Origin of the sequence: Actinomyces stomatis, from assembly GCF_031292835.1 — a bacterium.
GTDB classification, from domain to species: Bacteria; Actinomycetota; Actinomycetes; order Actinomycetales; family Actinomycetaceae; genus Actinomyces; species Actinomyces stomatis.
Window position 1 is genome coordinate 18,678 of the sequence record NZ_JASPEP010000018.1, and the last position, 17,534, is coordinate 36,211.

19 protein-coding genes and 1 pseudogene are annotated in these 17,534 nt (G+C 65.5%); 15 read left to right on the forward strand and 5 right to left on the reverse strand.

Features of this window, described 5'->3' with window-relative positions:
• Positions 1–154 precede the first annotated feature (154 nt).
• The 9 genes from RIV12_RS09595 (at position 155) to RIV12_RS09635 (ending at position 9,864) form a co-directional block, all read left to right on the forward strand.
• Entirely contained in the window at positions 155–1,732 is a 1,578-nt protein-coding gene (locus RIV12_RS09595; protein WP_309323447.1) for a glycoside hydrolase family 32 protein, read from the forward strand.
• Positions 1,733–1,752: 20 nt separating this feature from the next.
• The gene (locus RIV12_RS09600; RefSeq protein WP_309323449.1) at positions 1,753–2,673 is read left to right on the forward strand and encodes a glycoside hydrolase family protein; all 921 of its coding nucleotides are present in this window, start codon (positions 1,753–1,755) and stop codon (positions 2,671–2,673) included.
• A 407-nt stretch (positions 2,674–3,080) separates the two neighbouring features.
• Positions 3,081–3,815, forward strand: a complete 735-nt coding sequence (locus RIV12_RS09605; RefSeq protein ID WP_309323450.1) for a helix-turn-helix transcriptional regulator — start codon at positions 3,081–3,083, stop codon at positions 3,813–3,815.
• Complete coding sequence (sufB, locus tag RIV12_RS09610; protein ID WP_075254708.1) at positions 3,812–5,251, forward strand: Fe-S cluster assembly protein SufB; 1,440 nt, start codon at positions 3,812–3,814, stop codon at positions 5,249–5,251. The genes RIV12_RS09605 and sufB overlap by 4 nt, the downstream gene beginning before the upstream one ends.
• Positions 5,252–5,339: 88 nt before the next feature.
• Positions 5,340–6,605 (forward strand): Fe-S cluster assembly protein SufD, encoded by a 1,266-nt coding sequence (gene sufD / locus RIV12_RS09615; protein WP_309323452.1) that lies wholly within the window; start codon positions 5,340–5,342, stop codon positions 6,603–6,605.
• A gap of 67 nt (positions 6,606–6,672) precedes the next feature.
• Complete coding sequence (gene sufC, locus RIV12_RS09620; protein ID WP_075418759.1) at positions 6,673–7,422, forward strand: Fe-S cluster assembly ATPase SufC; 750 nt, start codon at positions 6,673–6,675, stop codon at positions 7,420–7,422.
• Between the two features lie 162 nt (positions 7,423–7,584).
• Entirely contained in the window at positions 7,585–8,937 is a 1,353-nt protein-coding gene (locus RIV12_RS09625) for a SufS family cysteine desulfurase (RefSeq protein WP_309323454.1), read from the forward strand.
• Positions 8,938–8,939: 2 nt separating this feature from the next.
• On the forward strand, positions 8,940–9,416 hold the full coding sequence (gene sufU / locus RIV12_RS09630; protein ID WP_075418761.1) for a Fe-S cluster assembly sulfur transfer protein SufU: 477 nt from the start codon (positions 8,940–8,942) through the stop codon (positions 9,414–9,416).
• A gap of 52 nt (positions 9,417–9,468) precedes the next feature.
• On the forward strand, positions 9,469–9,864 hold the full coding sequence (locus RIV12_RS09635; RefSeq protein ID WP_009397410.1) for a metal-sulfur cluster assembly factor: 396 nt from the start codon (positions 9,469–9,471) through the stop codon (positions 9,862–9,864).
• Positions 9,865–9,883: 19 nt separating this feature from the next.
• On the opposite strand, the gene RIV12_RS09640 is transcribed toward RIV12_RS09635, so the two are convergent.
• The gene (locus RIV12_RS09640) at positions 9,884–10,279 is read right to left on the reverse strand and encodes a DUF488 domain-containing protein (RefSeq protein ID WP_309323498.1); all 396 of its coding nucleotides are present in this window, start codon (positions 10,277–10,279) and stop codon (positions 9,884–9,886) included.
• A 60-nt stretch (positions 10,280–10,339) separates the two neighbouring features.
• Positions 10,340–10,903: pseudogene (locus RIV12_RS13125) on the reverse strand (TetR/AcrR family transcriptional regulator); the annotation flags it as partial.
• Positions 10,904–10,996: 93 nt separating this feature from the next.
• On the opposite strand from RIV12_RS13125, the gene RIV12_RS09650 reads away from it, so the two are divergent.
• Positions 10,997–11,407, forward strand: a complete 411-nt coding sequence (locus tag RIV12_RS09650) for a VOC family protein (protein WP_309323456.1) — start codon at positions 10,997–10,999, stop codon at positions 11,405–11,407.
• Between the two features lie 61 nt (positions 11,408–11,468).
• Here RIV12_RS09650 and RIV12_RS09655 read toward each other — a convergent pair whose 3' ends face one another.
• Positions 11,469–12,299 (reverse strand): MerR family transcriptional regulator, encoded by an 831-nt coding sequence (locus RIV12_RS09655; RefSeq protein WP_309323458.1) that lies wholly within the window; start codon positions 12,297–12,299, stop codon positions 11,469–11,471.
• Between the two features lie 229 nt (positions 12,300–12,528).
• Between RIV12_RS09655 and RIV12_RS09660 the strand changes: the two genes are divergently transcribed.
• From RIV12_RS09660 to RIV12_RS09680, 5 genes are all read left to right on the forward strand, one after another.
• A complete protein-coding gene (locus tag RIV12_RS09660; RefSeq protein WP_309323460.1) occupies positions 12,529–13,278 on the forward strand; it encodes a hypothetical protein in 750 nt (249 codons plus the stop codon).
• Between the two features lie 124 nt (positions 13,279–13,402).
• Complete coding sequence (locus tag RIV12_RS09665; RefSeq protein WP_309323500.1) at positions 13,403–13,741, forward strand: S-adenosylmethionine decarboxylase family protein; 339 nt, start codon at positions 13,403–13,405, stop codon at positions 13,739–13,741.
• Entirely contained in the window at positions 13,738–14,505 is a 768-nt protein-coding gene (locus tag RIV12_RS09670) for a hypothetical protein (protein WP_309323462.1), read from the forward strand. Before RIV12_RS09665 ends, RIV12_RS09670 begins: the two co-directional genes overlap by 4 nt.
• A gap of 52 nt (positions 14,506–14,557) precedes the next feature.
• The gene (locus RIV12_RS09675) at positions 14,558–14,803 is read left to right on the forward strand and encodes a DUF350 domain-containing protein (RefSeq protein WP_075418767.1); all 246 of its coding nucleotides are present in this window, start codon (positions 14,558–14,560) and stop codon (positions 14,801–14,803) included.
• 10 nt (positions 14,804–14,813) lie between these two features.
• Positions 14,814–16,340 (forward strand): polyamine aminopropyltransferase, encoded by a 1,527-nt coding sequence (locus tag RIV12_RS09680; protein WP_309323464.1) that lies wholly within the window; start codon positions 14,814–14,816, stop codon positions 16,338–16,340.
• A 70-nt stretch (positions 16,341–16,410) separates the two neighbouring features.
• Here the strand turns inward: RIV12_RS09680 and RIV12_RS09685 are convergent, their stop codons facing one another.
• Positions 16,411–16,797: a hypothetical protein gene (locus RIV12_RS09685; RefSeq protein WP_309323466.1), complete on the reverse strand. Its 387-nt coding sequence runs from the start codon at positions 16,795–16,797 to the stop codon at positions 16,411–16,413.
• A 56-nt stretch (positions 16,798–16,853) separates the two neighbouring features.
• Complete coding sequence (locus RIV12_RS09690; RefSeq protein ID WP_075418790.1) at positions 16,854–17,363, reverse strand: flavodoxin family protein; 510 nt, start codon at positions 17,361–17,363, stop codon at positions 16,854–16,856.
• Between the last annotated feature and the right edge of the window lie 171 nt (positions 17,364–17,534).

The window sequence follows — 17,534 nt, forward strand, 5'->3', positions numbered from 1 at the left end:
GTGGGGTGCTTGACAAGCGGGTCATGGGGCGTGTTCCAATCTCGGCCCTGCTACGTAAGCGTGCACTGCCCACTGCCCTCGTGTCCGGTAGCGGCTCCGCTGCTCAGTTCATGCCTGTCTGAACACCTCAGCCTTGATCTCAAAGGAGAGAACTGTGACCACTGAAGACCCCGGCTTTAGCCGAAGGACCATATTGAGGACGGCGGCCGGAGTGGTCGTCGCCACAGCCGCTGGAACAGCCTGTGGCATGGCAACATCAACGTTTGCAAGCGCAGCTGTCAGCCGTCGCGCGCTTCTTCATCTCACCCCTACAACCGGGTGGGCCTGCGACCCCCAACGCCCGTACTACCTTGGTGGTCAACTCCAGCTCCCACGCCTCCAGGCCGCCCAGACTGCAGGACCAGGAGGGTGGAGACTTGCGACCTCGACCGACGAAGTCTCTTTCTCCGACGTAGGCGATACGATCCCGCTCGTAGGTGACACTCCAGCGTGGAGCGGTTCGGCCGTCGTCGACACTGACAACACTGCCGGTCTTGGGGCCGGGGCGGTCGTCGCTCTCGTGACGCACGTGCCCCACGGCGACCTCACTCGCCAGGCCCAGTATCTCCACTGGTCAACGGATGGCGGGCGCAGTTTTTCGATGCTCTCCGAACCAGTCATTCCGAACCCGAATGCTGATAATGCATCTACGGATGAGGAGATCGATAATGCCAGGTGGTTCCGTGACCCGAAGGTTGTCCGAGACGAGGTGCGCAGCCAATGGGTGTGCGTCATCGGTCGGCGTAAGTATCTCTCCTTCTACGTCTCCACTGACCTACACCACTGGCGGTGGACCTCCAACTTCGACTACCTCACACCTGGGGCTACCGATCTCGGAGGCATGGAGTGCCCTGACCTGTTCCGCATCATTGCCGATGACGGAACCAGCCACTGGGTCCTCGGCGCCTCAATGGACGGATGGGGAGCTGGATCGCTCGGCACTTACGCGTACTGGATAGGGAACTGGGATGGAACTCGGTTCGTGACAGACAACCTCAGACCGCAGTGGCTCGATCATGGGTATGACTGGTACGCGGCTGTTACTTGGCCAAGTGCCGACTCACCCCAGAACGTGAGGCATGCTGTCGCCTGGATGAACAACTGGAAGTACGCCGCCAGGCACGTTCCCACTCTCGACACCGATGGGTACAACGGTCAGTACTCTGTCGTTCGTGAAATCCGACTCTGTCGGCAGCCCGGCGGCTGGTACAGCCTGCTGAGCGCTCCCAAACCTGTGCTCGCGACCAGTCTCCTCTCGCAGAAGTCCCTGGGCGACGTCAATGTCAACGGCCGCCGGGTACTCGACGTCACGACTGAGGCATACGTTCTAACCACTGACATTGCCTGGACAAATGCAACTAACGTAGGCATAGAAGTCCTGCGCAGCTCAGACGGAACTCGGCACACCAACGTCGGCGTCTTTAATGGCCGCGTCTATGTCGACCGAGGTCCGAGCGAGAGCATATCGGCGCCCTTCGCTCCGTATACGCAGTCCGAGGCGCCTATCGACCCCGCCGCCCGTCATGTGCACCTCACTGTGGTCGTTGATCGCAACAGTGTCGAGGTCTTCGTCAATGCGGGCCACACCGTTCTGTCCAACCAGGTCTATCCCGCCGCCGGCGATCATGGCTTGGCCCTCTACTCCGATAACGGGAGCGCGGTGTTCTCCGACCTCTCCCTTAGAACCGTCTGACCCCTGAGGAGACCGATCACATGGCACTTGCACTGAATGACCACTGGCTGTGGGACCACTGGATCTGTGACGACGGCGATCGTTATCACCTCTTCTTCCTGCGGGCGTCGCGTGCGTTACACGACCCGGAGCGGCGGCACTTCCGTGCTTCCATGGGGCACGCCGTTTCCAGCGATGCGCGTACGTGGGAACTTCTGCCCGATGCCCTAGTGCATTCCGACGGGCCGGCGTTCGACGACAAGGCCATCTGGACCGGCTCCACCATCGTCAAGCCCGACGGTGCTATGCGTGTCTTCTACACCGGTATCTCTCGAGCAGAGGACGGTCTGGTTCAGCGCATCGGCTGGGCTGACTCCACTGACGGAGTGACGTTTGAACGCACGTGCGATGTTCCTCTGGAGGCGGACTCCAGGTGGTACGAGAGGAGGGAAACCGACGTCTCTGGCGCCGAGCACTGGAGGGATCCCTTTGTCTTCAGGCATGATGGGCGCTGGCACATGCTCATCACCGCCAGGGCGAAGGGGGCTGAGCACTATGGTGCCGGCGTCATCGGTCATGCCGTCTCCGATGACCTGGACCACTGGCAGATCGGGCCGCCGCTGACCAGCCCGTCGGTCTTCGGTCAGCTGGAGGTTTCCCAGAGCCGGAGCGTCGACGACCGTCATCTCCTCGTCTTCTCCTGCGGTGACGACATGAAGGCTGAACCTGGTCCGGGCGGGGTGTGGGTCGCCGAGGGGGAGGGGGCGCTGGGGCCCTGGGATATCGACGGCGCCAGGTACGTGCGCCCAGAGCACCTCTACGCCGGTCAGCTGCTTCAGCTGCGCGACGGGGCGTGGGTCTTCACGGGCTTCGAGGACATCGTCAACGGTGAGTTCGTCGGTGCGGTTCCGGACCTTCTGCCATGGGCTGATGTCGAGCTTCTCCCAAGAGGCGGGCACTAGGCGGCTGCGTGGTCGGTTGCCTGGACGGCGAGTGATCGAGGTGCCGGTCCAGGACCGGGCTCGTCACTAGCTCACCGTGCTGTGTCGGGTGACGGTGCAGTTTACGGTGCACGAGGCCGGGCGTCCCGACCAACGACTAGTTAGGTATTCCTAGGTAAGGTTTACCTTTGATTAGGGTGCGTGTTCAATCCCACCCTGCGACGCCCCGTCACGAACTTGCCAGTGTTGAATTCGGTAAGCAAGATCTTGGTTAAACTCGTGGCACGACGACCAGCGACGCCCTGCAGCCGATCCTGGGTCAGCCCTTTGGCTGGTTCTCGGACTCCTTCGGCCAACAAGGACGTGGTCGAACCGGCCACAACGTGGTCGGGCCGTGAGGCGTCGCAGCGACAAGGGGAGGAGCAGTCATGACACAGAGTGACGATGACTCTACGCGGGCACGTGTGCTCGACCTCATCGCTGAGAAGGGCCCTGTCTCAGCGGCTCAGCTCGCCAAGGTCCTGAGTCTGACGCCGGCCGCGGTGCGCAGGCACATCACGGCGCTTGAGGACGCTGAGCAGATCGAGGTCCACACGCCGGCCCTGACGGGGAAGCGTGGCCGTGGTCGCCCGGCCCGGCACTACGTGCTGACGCCCAAGGCCCGCACCTCCTTCGCGGAGGGCTACTCCGACCTGGCCAACCGCGCCCTGCGCTACCTGTCCCAGGTGGCCGGTGACAAGGCGGTCGACTCCTTCGCCGCGGCTCGGGGCCGTGACCTGGAACGCCGCTACGCCACCGTCGTCGAGGCGGCCGGCAAGGATCCCTCCGAGCGGGCGCGCGCCCTGGCTGATGCCCTCACCCTCGACGGGTACGCGGCCTCGGTTCGCGACGTCGGGGACGGCTCCTTCGCCGTCCAGCTGTGCCAGGGCAACTGTCCGGTGCGTGACGTCGCCGGGGAGTTCCACGAGCTGTGCGACGCCGAGACGCAGGCCATCTCCAGGCTCGTCGGCGTCCCGGTCCAGCGTCTGGCCACCCTGGCCGGAGGCGAGCATGTCTGTACCACCCACATTCCGATCGCCATGCCCGCGCTGCGCAAGCGCGCGGTCCGGGCGGCGGCTAAGACGCGAGGCCTTGAGACCAAGCGAATGGAAGGAACCCGATGACACTGCCGACTACCGAGACCACTCGTAGCACCGACGACGAGATCATCGACTCGATCTCAACGAGCTACGACTTCGGCTGGCACGACTCCGACGAGGCCGGTGAGAAGGCCAAGCGAGGCCTTGATGAGCAGGTGGTCCGCGAGATCTCCGCCATCAAGGGTGAGCCGGAGTGGATGCTGGCCAAGCGTCTCAAGGCGTACTCCACCTTTGAGCGCAAGCCCATGCCCACCTGGGGCGTGGACCTCTCCCAGCTCGATATGGACGCCGTCAAGTACTACGTGCGCTCCACGGACCGGCCGGCCAACTCCTGGGACGACCTGCCCGAGGACATCAAGAACACCTACGACCGCATCGGCATCCCCGAGGCCGAGCGCGAGCGCCTGGTGGCGGGTGTGGCCGCCCAGTACGAGTCGGAGGTCGTCTACCACCAGATCCGCGGTGACCTGGAGGAGCAAGGCGTCATCTTCGTTGACACCGACACTGCCGTGCGCGAGTACCCCGAGCTCGTCAAGGAGTACTTCGGGACCGTGGTGCCCGCCGGCGACAACAAGTTCGCCGCCCTCAACACGGCCGTGTGGTCCGGGGGCTCCTTCATTTACGTCCCCAAGGGCGTCCACGTCGAGATCCCGCTCCAGGCATACTTCCGCATCAACACGGAGAACATGGGCCAGTTCGAGCGCACGCTCATCATCGCCGACGAGGACTCCTACGTCCACTACGTCGAGGGCTGCACCGCCCCCATCTACTCCACCGACTCCCTGCACTCGGCGATCGTGGAGATCGTGGTCAAGAAGAACGCCCGCGTGCGCTACACGACCATCCAGAACTGGTCCAACAACGTTTACAACCTGGTGACCCAGCGCGCTACCTGCGAGGAGGGCGCCACCATGGAGTGGATCGACGGCAACATCGGCTCCAAGCGGAACATGAAGTACCCGGCCGTCTTCCTCATGGGGCCCCACGCCCGTGGCGAGGCCCTGTCCATCGCCTTCGCCGGCGAGGACCAGCACCAGGACACCGGCGCCAAGATGGTCCACATGGCGCCCCACACCTCCAGCCACATCGTCTCCAAGTCGATCGCCCGTCACGGTGGCCGCAGCGCCTACCGCGGACTGGTGCAGATCATGAAGAACGCCCGGCACTCCAAGTCCAACGTGCTGTGCGACGCGCTCCTGGTCGACGAGATCTCCCGGTCGGACACCTACCCCTACGTCGACGTGCGCACCGACGACGTCGAGATGGGGCACGAGGCCACCGTCTCCAAGGTGAGTGCCGATCAGCTCTTCTACCTCATGCAGCGCGGGCTGACCGAGACCGAGGCCATGGCCACGATCGTGCGCGGCTTCGTCGAGCCCATCGCCCGGGAGCTGCCCATGGAGTACGCCCTCGAGCTCAACCGGCTCATCGAGCTGCAGATGGAGAACTCGGTGGGCTGACCCACCGCAGAGGTTCCTCTTCAACCCACCCAGCCTTCGACCCACACCTCATCACACCGGCCTGCTGCCGGCCAAGGAGCACCTCCACATGCCTGAACTCTCCACCGACCACTCGAGCGCCACGCTCGACGGCGCCCACTCCCACGGCGGGCCGCGCTACGTCTCCTCGCGCGCCGACCGCCCCACCTCCTTCGACCCCGCTGACATCCCGGTGCCGCGAGGCCGCGAGGAGGAGTGGCGCTTCACGCCGATGAAGCGCTTCGCCCCGCTGTTCGACCTCGACGCCATCCGCGCGGCCGCCGGCGCTGCCCAGACCGATGCCGGCGCCGTCCGTGTCGAGGCCGACCTCCCGGATGGTGCGAGCCTTGAGACCGTCCCACGCAGCGACGCCCGCATCGGCACCGTGGGCGCCCCGGTCGACCGAGCCGGCATCACCGCCTGGAACGGTACTGAGACCGCCACCGTGCTGACCCTGGAACCGGGCGCCCAGCTGGAGCGTGCCGCCCGACTGAACGTCGTCGGTCAGGATGCGCAGCTCGCCCGCCCCACCGCCCAGCACATCCTCATCGCCGCCGAGTCTGGTTCCAAGGGAACCGTTGTTCTCGACCACACCGGCACCGCCGCCCTGACCCAGGGCGTCGAGGTGACGGTCGCCGACGGCGCCGAGCTCACCCTGGTGACCGTTCAGGGCTGGGAGGACGACGCCGTCCACGCCTCCAACCACCGGGTGAAGGTCTGCGGCCGCGGTGTCCTTAAGCACGTCGTCGTCAGTCTCGGCGGAGACGTGCGCATCTGCCCGGACCTGGGCTTCTCCGGCGAGGGCGGGCACATCGACGCCTACGGCGTCTACTTCACCGATGCCGGCCAGCACCAGGAGCACCGCCCGTACGTGGCCCACACCGAGCCCCACTGCTACTCGCGCGTCACCTACAAGGGCGCCCTCCAGGGCGAGGGCGCGCACGCCGTGTGGGTGGGGGACTGCCTCATCGGTCAGGCCGCCCGCGGCACAGACACTTACGAGCTCAACCGCAACCTGGTCCTGACCGAGGGGGCCAAGGCCGACTCCGTGCCGAACCTGGAGATCGAGAACGGCAACATCGAGGGGGCTGGCCACGCCAGCGCCACCGGCCGCTTCGACGACCAGCAGCTGTTCTACCTGCGTGCCCGCGGCATCCCCGAGACTGAGGCCCGCCGCCTCGTCGTCCTGGGCTTCTTCAACGAGATCGTCGCCGAGATCGGTGTCGATGAGGTCGAGGAGCGCCTCATGGCCGCCATCGAGAAGGAGCTCGAGCTCACCGGACTCATCACCGCCCGCACCGACCAGGAGCCCGTCGCCCTGCCGGCAGCCGAGTGACAGGCCGGGCCCGCACGATGGTCCGCCCACCCGCAACCAGACACAACCCAGCTGAAAGAAACGTCGCATGAGCACTCTGCAGATCAAGAACCTCCACGTCCAGGTGGCCACCAACGACGGCCCCAAGCCCATCCTCAAGGGTGTCGACCTGACCATCAACTCCAACCAGGTCCACGCCATCATGGGCCCCAACGGCTCGGGCAAGTCCACCCTGGCCTACTCCATCGCCGGTCACCCCGACTACGAGGTCACCGACGGAGAGGTCCTCCTCGACGGCGTCGACCTGCTTGAGATGAGCGTGGACGAGCGCGCCCGCGCCGGCCTCTTCCTGGCCATGCAGTACCCCGTCGAGGTCCCCGGCGTCACCGTGGCCAACTTCCTGCGCACGGCCAAGACCGCCATCGATGGCGAGGCCCCCAAGGTGCGCCAGTGGGTCGGCGAGGTCAATCAGGCCATGAAGAACCTGCGGATGGACCCCGCCTTCTCCCAGCGCGACGTCAACGCCGGCTTCTCCGGCGGTGAGAAGAAGCGCTTCGAGATCCTCCAGATGGAGCTGCTCCGGCCCCGCTTCGCCGTCCTGGACGAGACCGACTCCGGCCTGGACGTCGACGCCCTGCGCATCGTCTCCGAGGGCGTCAACCGCCTCCACGACGAGTCCGATGCTGGATTCCTCCTCATCACCCACTACACGCGCATCCTGCGCTACATCAAGCCCGACCACGTCCACGTCTTCGTTGACGGGCGCGTGGCCGAGGCCGGAGGCCCCGACCTGGCTGATCGCCTGGAGGAAGAGGGCTACGACCGCTACCTGGCCTGATTGGCCTGTCCCGTGCCGGGGTCGACGACGGCGCGCCGCGCATCATCGCGCCGTCGTCGACCCCGGCACTGAGGAAGTGGGACTAAGGTTCCTCGTGACCTCAGCACCCCGCCGGAGGCGACCACGCCCGGTACAGCTCGCACCGAATCGGAAAGGTACGTCATGACCCAGTCCACGGCCCCGTTCACCGGGGCGTCTTCGGCCGGCGCGCTCAACGCGGAGGAGGTTGCCGCGATCCGCGCCGACTTCCCCTACCTGGAGCGGTCCGCCCGCAACGGTGAGGTGCTTGCCTACCTGGACTGGGCGGCCACGAGCCAGAAGCCCGCCGGCGTCATCACCACCGAGGCCGACTTCTACCGCATGTCCAACGGTGCGGCGGGGCGCTCGACCTACCAGCTCGCCGACGAGGCCACCGCCACCTTCGAGGACGCCCGCGACGCCGTCGCGGCCTTCGTCGGTGCGCGTGGCAGTGAGCTCGTCTTCACCAAGAACGCCACCGAGGCCATCAACCTCGTGGCCCTGGCCATCGGGCACGCCAGCCTGGGGCGGTCGGCCGCCCGTGGTGGCGGATCCGCTGCGGACGATGACCCGGCTCGGCGGCTCATCATCGGGGAAGGTGACGAGATCGTCGTTACCCGGGCTGAGCACCACGCCAACCTCGTGCCCTGGCAGGAGCTGTGCGCCCGCACCGGCGCCACCCTGCGCTGGCTGGACCTGACTGAGGACGGGCGCATCGATGCCGCCACACTGGATGTCATCACCGAGCGCACCCGCGTCCTGGCCCTGACCCACGCCTCCAACGTCACCGGTGCGATCAGTCCCCTCAACCTCATCGTGCCCCGCGCCCAGCAGGTCGGCGCGCTCGTCATTCTGGACACCTGCCAGTCCGCCGCCCACCTCCCGCTGGACTTCGGCGCACTGAAGACCGCCGGTGTGGACGCCATGGTGCTCTCCAGCCACAAGATGCTCGGCCCCACCGGCATCGGCGCGCTCGTGGCCACCGAGGAGCTCCTGGAGGCGATGCCGCCGGTGCTCACCGGTGGCTCCATGATCGAGGTCGTCACCATGGAGTCGTCGACCTTCATGAGCGGCCCGCCCCGTTTCGAGGCCGGCAGCCAGCCGCTGGCGCAGGCCGCGGGATGGCGTACCGCCGTGGAGTACCTGGCAGGGATCGGCCTGGACCGGCTCCACGCCACCGAGCAGGTCCTCACCCGGCAGGTGCTTGAGGGCCTCACCCAGGTCCCCGGGCTGCGCCTGGTCGGCCCGACCGACACCACCGACCGTCTGGGTGTGGTCGCCTTCTCCATCGAGGGAGTCCACCCTCACGACGTCGGCCAGGTCCTTGACGCCGCCGGCGTCGCCGTGCGCACCGGCCATCACTGCGCCCAGCCGATCCACCAGCACTTCGGCATCCACGCCTCCTCGCGCCTGTCCTTCGGGGCCTGCTCCACGCCCGAGGAGGTGGACCGCTTCCTGTCCGCCATCGCCGACGTCCGGCGCTACTTCCAGAGGTGAGCATGAACGAACTTGACCAGCTCTACCAGCAAGTCATCCTCGACCACTCCCGTGAGCGCCACGGCTCCGGCGCCCTCGACGCCCCGGACGCCACCAGCCACCAGGTGAACCCCACCTGCGGTGACGACGTGACCCTGGGCGTGCGTATCAAAGACGGAAAGATCGAGGCCATCGGCTGGGAGGGGGACGGGTGCTCCATCTCCCAGGCATCTATCTCCGTCATGCACGACCTCGTCAACGGCGCCGACCTGGCCACCGTGGCCCGCCTCGAGGCGGACTTCGATGCTCTCATGCACTCGCGCGGCAAGGGCGTCGACGACGCCGTCCTGGATGACCTGGAGGACGGGGCCGCCTTTGAGGGCGTCTCGAAGTACCCCAACCGCGTCAAGTGCGCCCTGCTGGGGTGGATGGCCCTCAAGGACGCCCTGGCCAAGTCCGGCGTCGCCCTGCCCGACGTTGAGCCGAACGACCCCGAGTAGCCCGACCGTCCTCATCACCACCGTCCGACCTGCGAGGAAGAAGGAAGAAGCCATGAGCGAGAACCCCAGCGGGATGCCGGCAGCCGCCGACAACCCCATGGCCGCCCAGCAGCCGCCGGCCCCGGTCGCCAGCACCGAGGGCGTCGACGTCGCCGCCGTTGAGGAGGCCCTGCGCGACGTCATCGACCCTGAGCTCGGTATCAACGTCGTCGACCTCGGGCTGCTCTACGGGGTGTCGATCGAGCCCGACGGAACCGTCGTGCTCGACATGACCCTGACCACCGCCGCATGCCCGCTCACCGACGTCATCGAGGAGCAGGCCCAGCAGGCCCTGTCCCTCATCGCCGACAAGGTCCGCATCCAATGGGTGTGGCTGCCGCCGTGGGGACCGGACAAGATCACCCCTGAGGGCCGCGAGCAGCTGCGAGCCCTGGGCTTCAACGTCTGAGTCTCCGTCGAGGCCGCCGTCAGGTCAGGTCCTCCTCGACACCGAGAATCGCCTCGCGCAGGACGCGCGCGTGGCAGTGGAGATGGTCGTGGCCGGCGAACAGGAGCGTGACGCGTCCCGCGAGGGCCTCATCGCGCAGGTGCTCGACGGCGGCAACCGCCTCGGGCCTGTCGGTGAGCTCGGCCCGGTAGGCCTCGACGAACTGGGGCCAGGGCAGGTCCCCGCTGTGGAAGGCCCGCCGCAGCTCGGTGGTGGGGGTGGCGTCCTTGGCCCACTCGTCCAGTGCCGCGCGCTCCTTGGAAATGCCGCGGGGCCAGAGACGGTCCACCAGGACCCGTGTTCCGTCATCGGTACTGGGCTCCTCGCGGATGCCTTTGAGGACCACGCTGTCTGAAGAGGGAAGATGCTGGATCATGCCTTCGACGCTACTCGTCTCTGCTTCCGGTGTGACCCCATCGGCTCGCAGTGAACCGAGCATGCACTGCAATGCATCCATGGTGTCTTTCAGCGCCGTTGGCGAGTCGGTCTCAGCAAGCCATAACGCGGCCTCGTTCATCGCTCCGGACAGCAAACGAACCACGGGCTCCACCGGCTGGGAGACGAGGGTGCCGTCCTTCATGAGACCGACCAGAGCCTCCGTGAGGAGCCTTTCGGAGCATGCTTCATCCATCTCCTTCCACTCGCGCCAACCCAGCACCGTCGGCGCGTCAATGAGCATGATCTGCCGGATCTCGGGGTCACTGTAGGAGGCAAGAAACGCCTCGCATCCCGCGACGAGTTCCTTCCAGGGATCCGCGCATGGCCGAGCGGCGTCCTGAACCCGGTCAGCGACCTCCTGCTGCACCTGCCGAAGGACTGCGAGGAAGAGATCCTTCTTGCCGGCGAACTGATGGTAGAGCGCTCCCTTGGTCATTCCGAGCGCATCGACGACGTCGCTTAGCCTCACCGCGCTGTAACCCTCGGAGGCGAAGCGCTGCCGAGCCACGGTGATGAGTGCCGCCTGCGTCGCCCTGCGCTGGGCTGTTCTCGTTCCTGCCATGAAGCACCTCGACAATTGACATACCGAAAGTATGTGAACTAGTTTCGCATACCAATGGTATGCGAATCCTTCGATGGCACCTGGGAGGCGACTATGCGGATCCGAGACAACTACCCGATCATCGTCACTGACCGGAAGGGCGAGGCGCGAGACTTCTGGCAGCGATTCCTCGGCTTCCGTCCTGTTTTCGACAGTTCCTGGTTCACCTTGATGACGGATGAGGGCAGCGGATCATCGATCGCCTTCATGACGCCGGACCACCCCTCTGCTCCTCCAGGGCCCGATGCCTTCGCCGGAACCGGCGCCTGCTTCGAGCTGGAGGTCGACGACGCAGCAGCGGCTCATGCCGAGCTGACGGGCAGAGGACTCGCGGTGACGTACCCACTCACCGACGAGCCCTTCGGCCAGCGCCGGTTCGGGTTCGCCGACCCCAGTGGCCTGTGGATCGATGTCGTCGAGCAGATTGAATCGGAGGCCGGCTACTGGGATCGGTACATGCAGTGAGCGAAGAGGGCATCAGAGATCGATGTCGGTGGTGCGTCAACCGGGCAAGTTTGAGTGTCGCTTACTCGCTCGAGTGCCATCGGGCGATCGCGGTGAGGAACTCCCGTTCCAAGGCCTGGGTGTGTCGTGCATCGGGGTAACCGGTTGCGGCGATGAGGTCGAAGAGCCCCCGCACCGACTCGGTGTCGACGCTGCCGGCCAGGGCCGCAAGGCGCTCAGGCGGCAGCCGGGCCTCCATCCGGGAGATGATGAGCTGGGCACGCCGCTCGATCTGCGTGTCTGACAGCTCGGCCGGATCCTGGGAATAGAGAGCCAGTGACTCGGCGTCGTAGTGAGGATCCGGGTCGACGAACAGGAACTCCGCCTCCGGCGGCATCTGACCGCGGTAGCAGGCCAGGTCGGTCAGGTCCCGCTCCTTGCGCACGGCGCAGCGCGTGGCCTCATCGGGTGCGGCCTGCTCCAGCCGGTCGAAGAAGGCCGCCATGCGCGGGGACATCGGTGAGACAGTTGAACCGGTTCTGGCCCGCTCCAGCAGGCCGGCAAGCATGTCTCTCTGTCTGGTCACCTCGGCCAGGTGATCCTCCACGGCGGCCAGGGCCCCGGCCAGGTCCTCGACAACGCTCCCGTCCGCCGAGTGCGCTTCAGCCGCGGGTGCATCGTCGATCCGCTCGACACCGGTCGCCTCAGGCTCGTCGAGGACGCGTGTGATGGTCTCCAGGGACACGCCGGCCTGCACCAGCCAACGGATCCGAGAGAGTCGGGCCACGTGGCTCAGGTCGTAGTCGCGCCAGCCGCCACGCTCACCGGGAATCGGAAGCAGTCCCAGCGAGTGGTAGTAGCGCACCGTGCGCACGGTTGTCCCGGTCAGCTCGGCGATCTCTGCAACGCGCATAGGGATAGTCTCACACGGCACCTGGCCCCTGAGTTCTTCCACCGGTGCCCATGAGGCAGGCCGGATTCAGGACCACTCGCATCCGCTTGGTGGGTGCGGGCCATGGGGAGTGCGAACCGTTTGCCGGGGCATACCCGCGTTGCTACTGTGCCCGCGTGATGACAGGCGGATCAGGTATCGACGGCGGCAGTGTCGCCCCGTCGGCTCCTCCGCAGACGGGAGGATCCTGGTGAACGGCACGCGAGCCAACCTGCAGGTCGGCGACCTGCTCCAGGGAAGTGCGGGCGCCCTGTCGGTCAGAGGCTGCCTGCTCTTCAAGGAGTGGGACTCCCAGGACCAATGCTTCTACTACTGGGAGGAGTGGCAGCTCATCGGGGCCAGCAACGCTGACACCTGGGTCGAGCTCGACCACGATCCCGGCGAGGTCCTCTTCTACGAACCCGTCCGTCTCGAGGAGACGATCGAGCCGTGGGCCCTGACCGTCGGCCAGAAGGTGCAACTGACGATCAACGGTGCTCCGCACTGGGGCCTCGTTGAGGAGGTGACCACCGGCACGCTTGAGAACGTCATCGGCTCCCCGGTGTGCCCGTTGAACATCGGTGAGACCATGACCTACGTCGAGGTGCGGTTGACGGACCCGGCCGGTGTGACCAGCAGGCTGACCATCGACAGTCACCGTTTCCGTGACCTCCTGGCCTACCGCAAGACCACCTTGTCCACTGCTCAGCAGAAGCAGCTCTTCGGGCGCGTCCTCTGCAACAGTAGACCCGTCGCCCGCAAGGCGGGCCGGAACATCGGATGCGTCATCGTCGCCGCCTTCATCAGCGTCGTGCTCGTCGGAGGACTGTTCTCCGCGTGCTCCAACCCCAGTCGCTCCAGTGGTGATGCGGATCCCACCAGCACCTCGCACTCGGGCTCTTCACAGAGCTATCGTCACCGCCCGGTCTACGGGGGCGGCGGAGGTGGAGTCGGCAAGTAATCCCGCCCCCCCCATCGACGACCGCGTGCCCGCCATGTGCTTTCGACGGAAGGGGAGTGAGGATGGGGATCTCGCCCCGTTTGTCGGGCATCTGCCAGGTTGCTACCGTGCTCGCGTGAGTGCGGTGAGCCTGTGTTCTGTCAGCTATAAGATCAGTGGGGCTGAGCCGAACGCGCTCAACGATCTGTCTACCATGGAGTCGATTCTCCTGACCGCCGCCCAGACAGCGGGACTGACAGCTGTCTCCAGCGCTCACCACCGGTTTGAGCCTCAGGGCCTGAGCGCCGTCATCATTCTGTCCGAGTCGCATATCGCCGCCCACACCTGGCCTGAGTCCGGCGACGGCTACGTGACGCTCACCAGCTGCCGCACACTGACCCCTGCGCAGATCGAGGCCGTGGGGGAGACAGTGCGTCAGCGGCTTCAGGCCCAGCAGGTGGTCAGCTCGGGGATCACACTGTGAGCATCAGAGGTGATCTGAGAGTCGGCGAGACGCTTCGGGGGTCCTTGAGGAAGAAGAGTCATTCCTACACCGTCATGGGGCGAGTTGTCCTGAAACGGCGGGATCAGCGAAGCCGGCGCCTCACTCGGTGGGAGCAGTGGCTCCTGGTCGACGACAACAGCGAAGAGCTCTGGCTCGAGATCAATCGAGACACCAGTATGGTTGTTCTTCACGAGCCGGTTCCTATTCAGCCGATGATCGATCCGCTCGCGCTCGAGGTGGGGCAGACCCTACAGCTGAAGGTCAACGGGCGACCGTATTCCGTTGAGGTCGAGGACGTATACCGAGCCAATATTGACCATGAGACAGGAGCCATCCCACATCTGGCAGGGCCAGTGATAGCAACGACATGCGTTGAACTCCGGGTCAAAGGGGCGAGGAAGCCTCTCTCCAGCATCGTGATCGATGAGCATCGCCGTCGGGAGCACGAGGCTTATCGCATCACGACCCTCGCGCCTGAGCAACAGTCCAAGATCTTCGGTCGGCACATGAGTCGACCGTGGTGGGCTCCAGGCGTCGCACGAAGGCTCGGCCGGTGGATGTCCTCGGTAGGCTCTGGACTTCGGGGTGGTTGGAAATCACCTCTATTCTGGATCATTCCGTTTCTCATTCTGATGGCGATCCTTGCGGGGGCTGATGATGACGATTTAAATCCTGCGGAATACGGCTCCGTCTTCCGCAACCGCTCGGTCTACGGCGGTGGGGGAGGCGGCGTCGGAAAATAGCGTGGAGCTCAATCACTCAACCCTGTCGACGGTCACACATGAAGGAGAAGACATGTCGCTCATGACCATCGCTCACCACTCATCGGTCGACCTCAACTGGCAGTCACTGCTCAGCACCGTCGTCTACGCGGTGCTCGGAGTCGTCCTGCTCATGGTGTTCGCGCTGCTGGTCAACCGCATCTTCCGCCTCGACCTCAGGCGCGAGCTCATCGAGGACCAGAACATCGGCCTGGGGCTCGCCTTCGCCGGTACGGCGGTGGCCATCGCCATCATCATCGCGGCTACCATCCTGAGCTGAGCGGCGAGCCATGACCCACGGCCGAATCGGGCGACGCGAGAACGTCGCCCTGTTCACCGCGGCCCTACTCGCCGCGATCGGCGGCCTCATCTACGAGCTCATCCTGGGCACGGCCGCCTCCTACCTCCTGGGCGACTCCGTCCTCAGCTTCAGTCTCGCCACCGGCATCACCCTGTTCGGCATGGGAATCGGCTCGCTGCTGGTCAACCGCTTCCGCGCCGCACCGGCAGTCGTCTTCGGTGTCAGCGAGGTGCTCCTGGGGCTCATCGGCGGAAACTCCGTCCTCCTGCTGTACCTGGCCTTCGGACGCACCCGCCTGCACTGGGTCGTCTTCGGCGGCATCAGTCTGACCATCGGCGTCCTCATCGGCCTGGAGATTCCGCTACTGGTGCGGACCTTCGCCGCCTTCGGGCGTCGCTCGACCAGTGAGCTGCTCGGCAAGGTCATGGCCATCGACTACTTCGGCTCACTGGTGGCCTCCCTGGTCTTCCCCCTGGTACTCCTCCCACAGCTCGGCCTTATGCGTGGGGCCTACCTGGTCGGGGCGCTCAACGTTCTGGTCGCGGTGCTCGTCCTGCTCCAGGTGCGCACACCTCGCAAGATCCTGTGGGCGGCCACCGCCGCCGTCGTGGCGCTGGTCGGCATGTTCATGGCCGCCAACCGCATTGAGCGCAGTGTGGAGGCACTGACCTACAACGATCCGGTCGTCTACTACCAGCAGACCGCCTACCAGAAGGTCGTCCTCACCGAGTACCAGGACGACCTGCGCATGTACCTCAACGGCCAGCTCCAGTTCTCCAGCCTGGACGAGGCCAGGTACCACGAGACCCTGTCCGCCAGTGCCATGACCTCGGTGAAGGACCCCGCTCACATCCTCGTGCTCGGTGGGGGTGACGGTCTGCTGGCCCGGGAGATCCTGCGCTACCCCAGCGTCAAGGATGTCACCATCGTGGATATCGACCCCGACGTCACCGAGCTGGCGCGAAGCAACCGCCTACTCAAGGACCTCAACAAGGCATCCCTGTCCGACCCCAGAGTGAAGGTCGTCAACGACGACGCCTTCACCTACGTCCGAGACTCCAAGGCGACCTACGACGTCGTTCTCGTCGACTTGGTCGACCCCTCCAACGAGAAGCTCGCCAAGCTCTACTCCACCGAGTTCTATCGGAACGTCGAAGCGCGGCTGGCACCCGAGGGTGTCATGGTCACCCAGGCCACCTCCACGTTCTTCTCGCCCCATGCCTTCTCCACAGTGGCCAGCACCGTTGCCGCCGCCCAACCGGATCGGAAGATTCTGCCCTTCTCGACCAATGTCCCCTCCTTCGGGGAATGGGGCTTCGTGTTGTCCACCAGGACGCCGCAGAACCTCATCAGCCAGTCACTTCCCGAGGGACTGATCTACCAGGACCGGGAGACCCTGGAGTTCATCATGCGAACCAAACCGGCCCGTACCGAGACCATGGAGCCCTCCACCCTCCTGCATCCGCGGATCGTCGAGGTCTACAACCGAGACATGCGGCAGTGGCGCTACTACTGAACCGCTCAGGGAGAGGCGGCGAAATCGGCTCGGTCTGAAGAACTCCGGAGGCGACTTCGCCGCTGCGCTCTTACCGCACCGAGTCGGCCGCCTTACCTCCTCTCAGGATTCTGATGGTCAGCCAGGCCGCAACCCCTGCGATCACCACACAGCTCATCAGGGACACGATGACCGCCATGCCGAGGATGAGCAGATAGAGCATCGATGTCAGCGTAGCCAGCCAGATGAGTGCGACACGAGCAGCGCGAGGAAGGGCTGTCGCCAGGCATGCCCCTGCTGCGACGATCACCAGGCCGCTGACGGCGAAGCTCATGAAGCCGGGGTCAGTGACGCTGACCGACTCGAGCGTCCCTCCCCAGATGATGATGAGGAGACCGCAGACGGCCAGGCATGCTCCGGCGATGTTTCGTCCGCTCAGCTGCGGCCGGGACGACTTGTCATGGTTCGTTGCTGTCATGTTGTTGTTTTCCTTCCGATGATGAGATGCGCAGTTGTCGCCAAGACGTCTTGTCGTTATCTGGTGTTCGCCGAAGCCGCGAGCTCGCGTCCCCAGCTGTGGGCGTCGGTCTTCTCTCCGTCAGCCAGCGGACCCTTGTTCGCCGTGACCACGAAGCTCCTGACCGAGGCCGTCCTCCTGCCCTGATGACGCTGCAGAGCCTTGGCGATCGCCTTGGCCGCTGAACCGCTGAGCCAGCCCTTGGAGATGACCGTGTCGAAGGCGGCAGCGCTGGTGGATGCCGGGATCACCGTGGTCTCCAGCCACCCACCGATCCCGTGGGACGCCTTGCCTGATCCCGCCTGCGCACAGGCCTTGGCCCGTGAGGTCGCAGTCGGCAGCCCCCGGTTGTGGGTGGGGGCTCCCAGCACGAGCAGATCCAGGTCTGCGGGCAGGGCACTCGGAGCCTGGGAGACGTCGATGACCTGAGCGTCGACGCCGCCCTCGATCAGCCCGGTGGAGACGGCTTCGGCGATGGCATGGGTATTGCCGAAGTAGGACTCAACAACGATGAATGCCCTGGTCATGGTGTCCTCCTGAAGGCCGGTACCGGAGATGTTGTTGGTGATACGGGTGTCATGAACCCACTGTCGGGTGTGACGCCACGTCGCACGCAAACGGGGTCCGTCGCTCAGAAAGCGGCGGACCCCGTCAGACCGAGGAGATCGGTGGGGTGGGGGAGATGAGTCAGGGCGACG

Excerpts from the sequence above, each read along its gene's own strand:
- RIV12_RS09600 (WP_309323449.1), top strand. The coding sequence starts at position 1,753 with ATGGCACTTGCACTGAATGACCACTGGCTGTGGGACCACTGGATCTGT.
- RIV12_RS09605 (WP_309323450.1), top strand. The coding sequence starts at position 3,081 with ATGACACAGAGTGACGATGACTCTACGCGGGCACGTGTGCTCGACCTC.
- sufB (WP_075254708.1), top strand. The coding sequence starts at position 3,812 with ATGACACTGCCGACTACCGAGACCACTCGTAGCACCGACGACGAGATC.
- sufD (WP_309323452.1), top strand. The coding sequence starts at position 5,340 with ATGCCTGAACTCTCCACCGACCACTCGAGCGCCACGCTCGACGGCGCC.
- sufC (WP_075418759.1), top strand. The coding sequence starts at position 6,673 with ATGAGCACTCTGCAGATCAAGAACCTCCACGTCCAGGTGGCCACCAAC.
- RIV12_RS09625 (WP_309323454.1), top strand. The coding sequence starts at position 7,585 with ATGACCCAGTCCACGGCCCCGTTCACCGGGGCGTCTTCGGCCGGCGCG.
- sufU (WP_075418761.1), top strand. The coding sequence starts at position 8,940 with ATGAACGAACTTGACCAGCTCTACCAGCAAGTCATCCTCGACCACTCC.
- RIV12_RS09635 (WP_009397410.1), top strand. The coding sequence starts at position 9,469 with ATGAGCGAGAACCCCAGCGGGATGCCGGCAGCCGCCGACAACCCCATG.
- RIV12_RS09640 (WP_309323498.1), bottom strand. The coding sequence starts at position 10,279 with ATGATCCAGCATCTTCCCTCTTCAGACAGCGTGGTCCTCAAAGGCATC.
- RIV12_RS09650 (WP_309323456.1), top strand. The coding sequence starts at position 10,997 with ATGCGGATCCGAGACAACTACCCGATCATCGTCACTGACCGGAAGGGC.
- RIV12_RS09655 (WP_309323458.1), bottom strand. The coding sequence starts at position 12,299 with ATGCGCGTTGCAGAGATCGCCGAGCTGACCGGGACAACCGTGCGCACG.
- RIV12_RS09675 (WP_075418767.1), top strand. The coding sequence starts at position 14,558 with ATGTCGCTCATGACCATCGCTCACCACTCATCGGTCGACCTCAACTGG.
- RIV12_RS09680 (WP_309323464.1), top strand. The coding sequence starts at position 14,814 with ATGACCCACGGCCGAATCGGGCGACGCGAGAACGTCGCCCTGTTCACC.
- RIV12_RS09685 (WP_309323466.1), bottom strand. The coding sequence starts at position 16,797 with ATGACAGCAACGAACCATGACAAGTCGTCCCGGCCGCAGCTGAGCGGA.
- RIV12_RS09690 (WP_075418790.1), bottom strand. The coding sequence starts at position 17,363 with ATGACCAGGGCATTCATCGTTGTTGAGTCCTACTTCGGCAATACCCAT.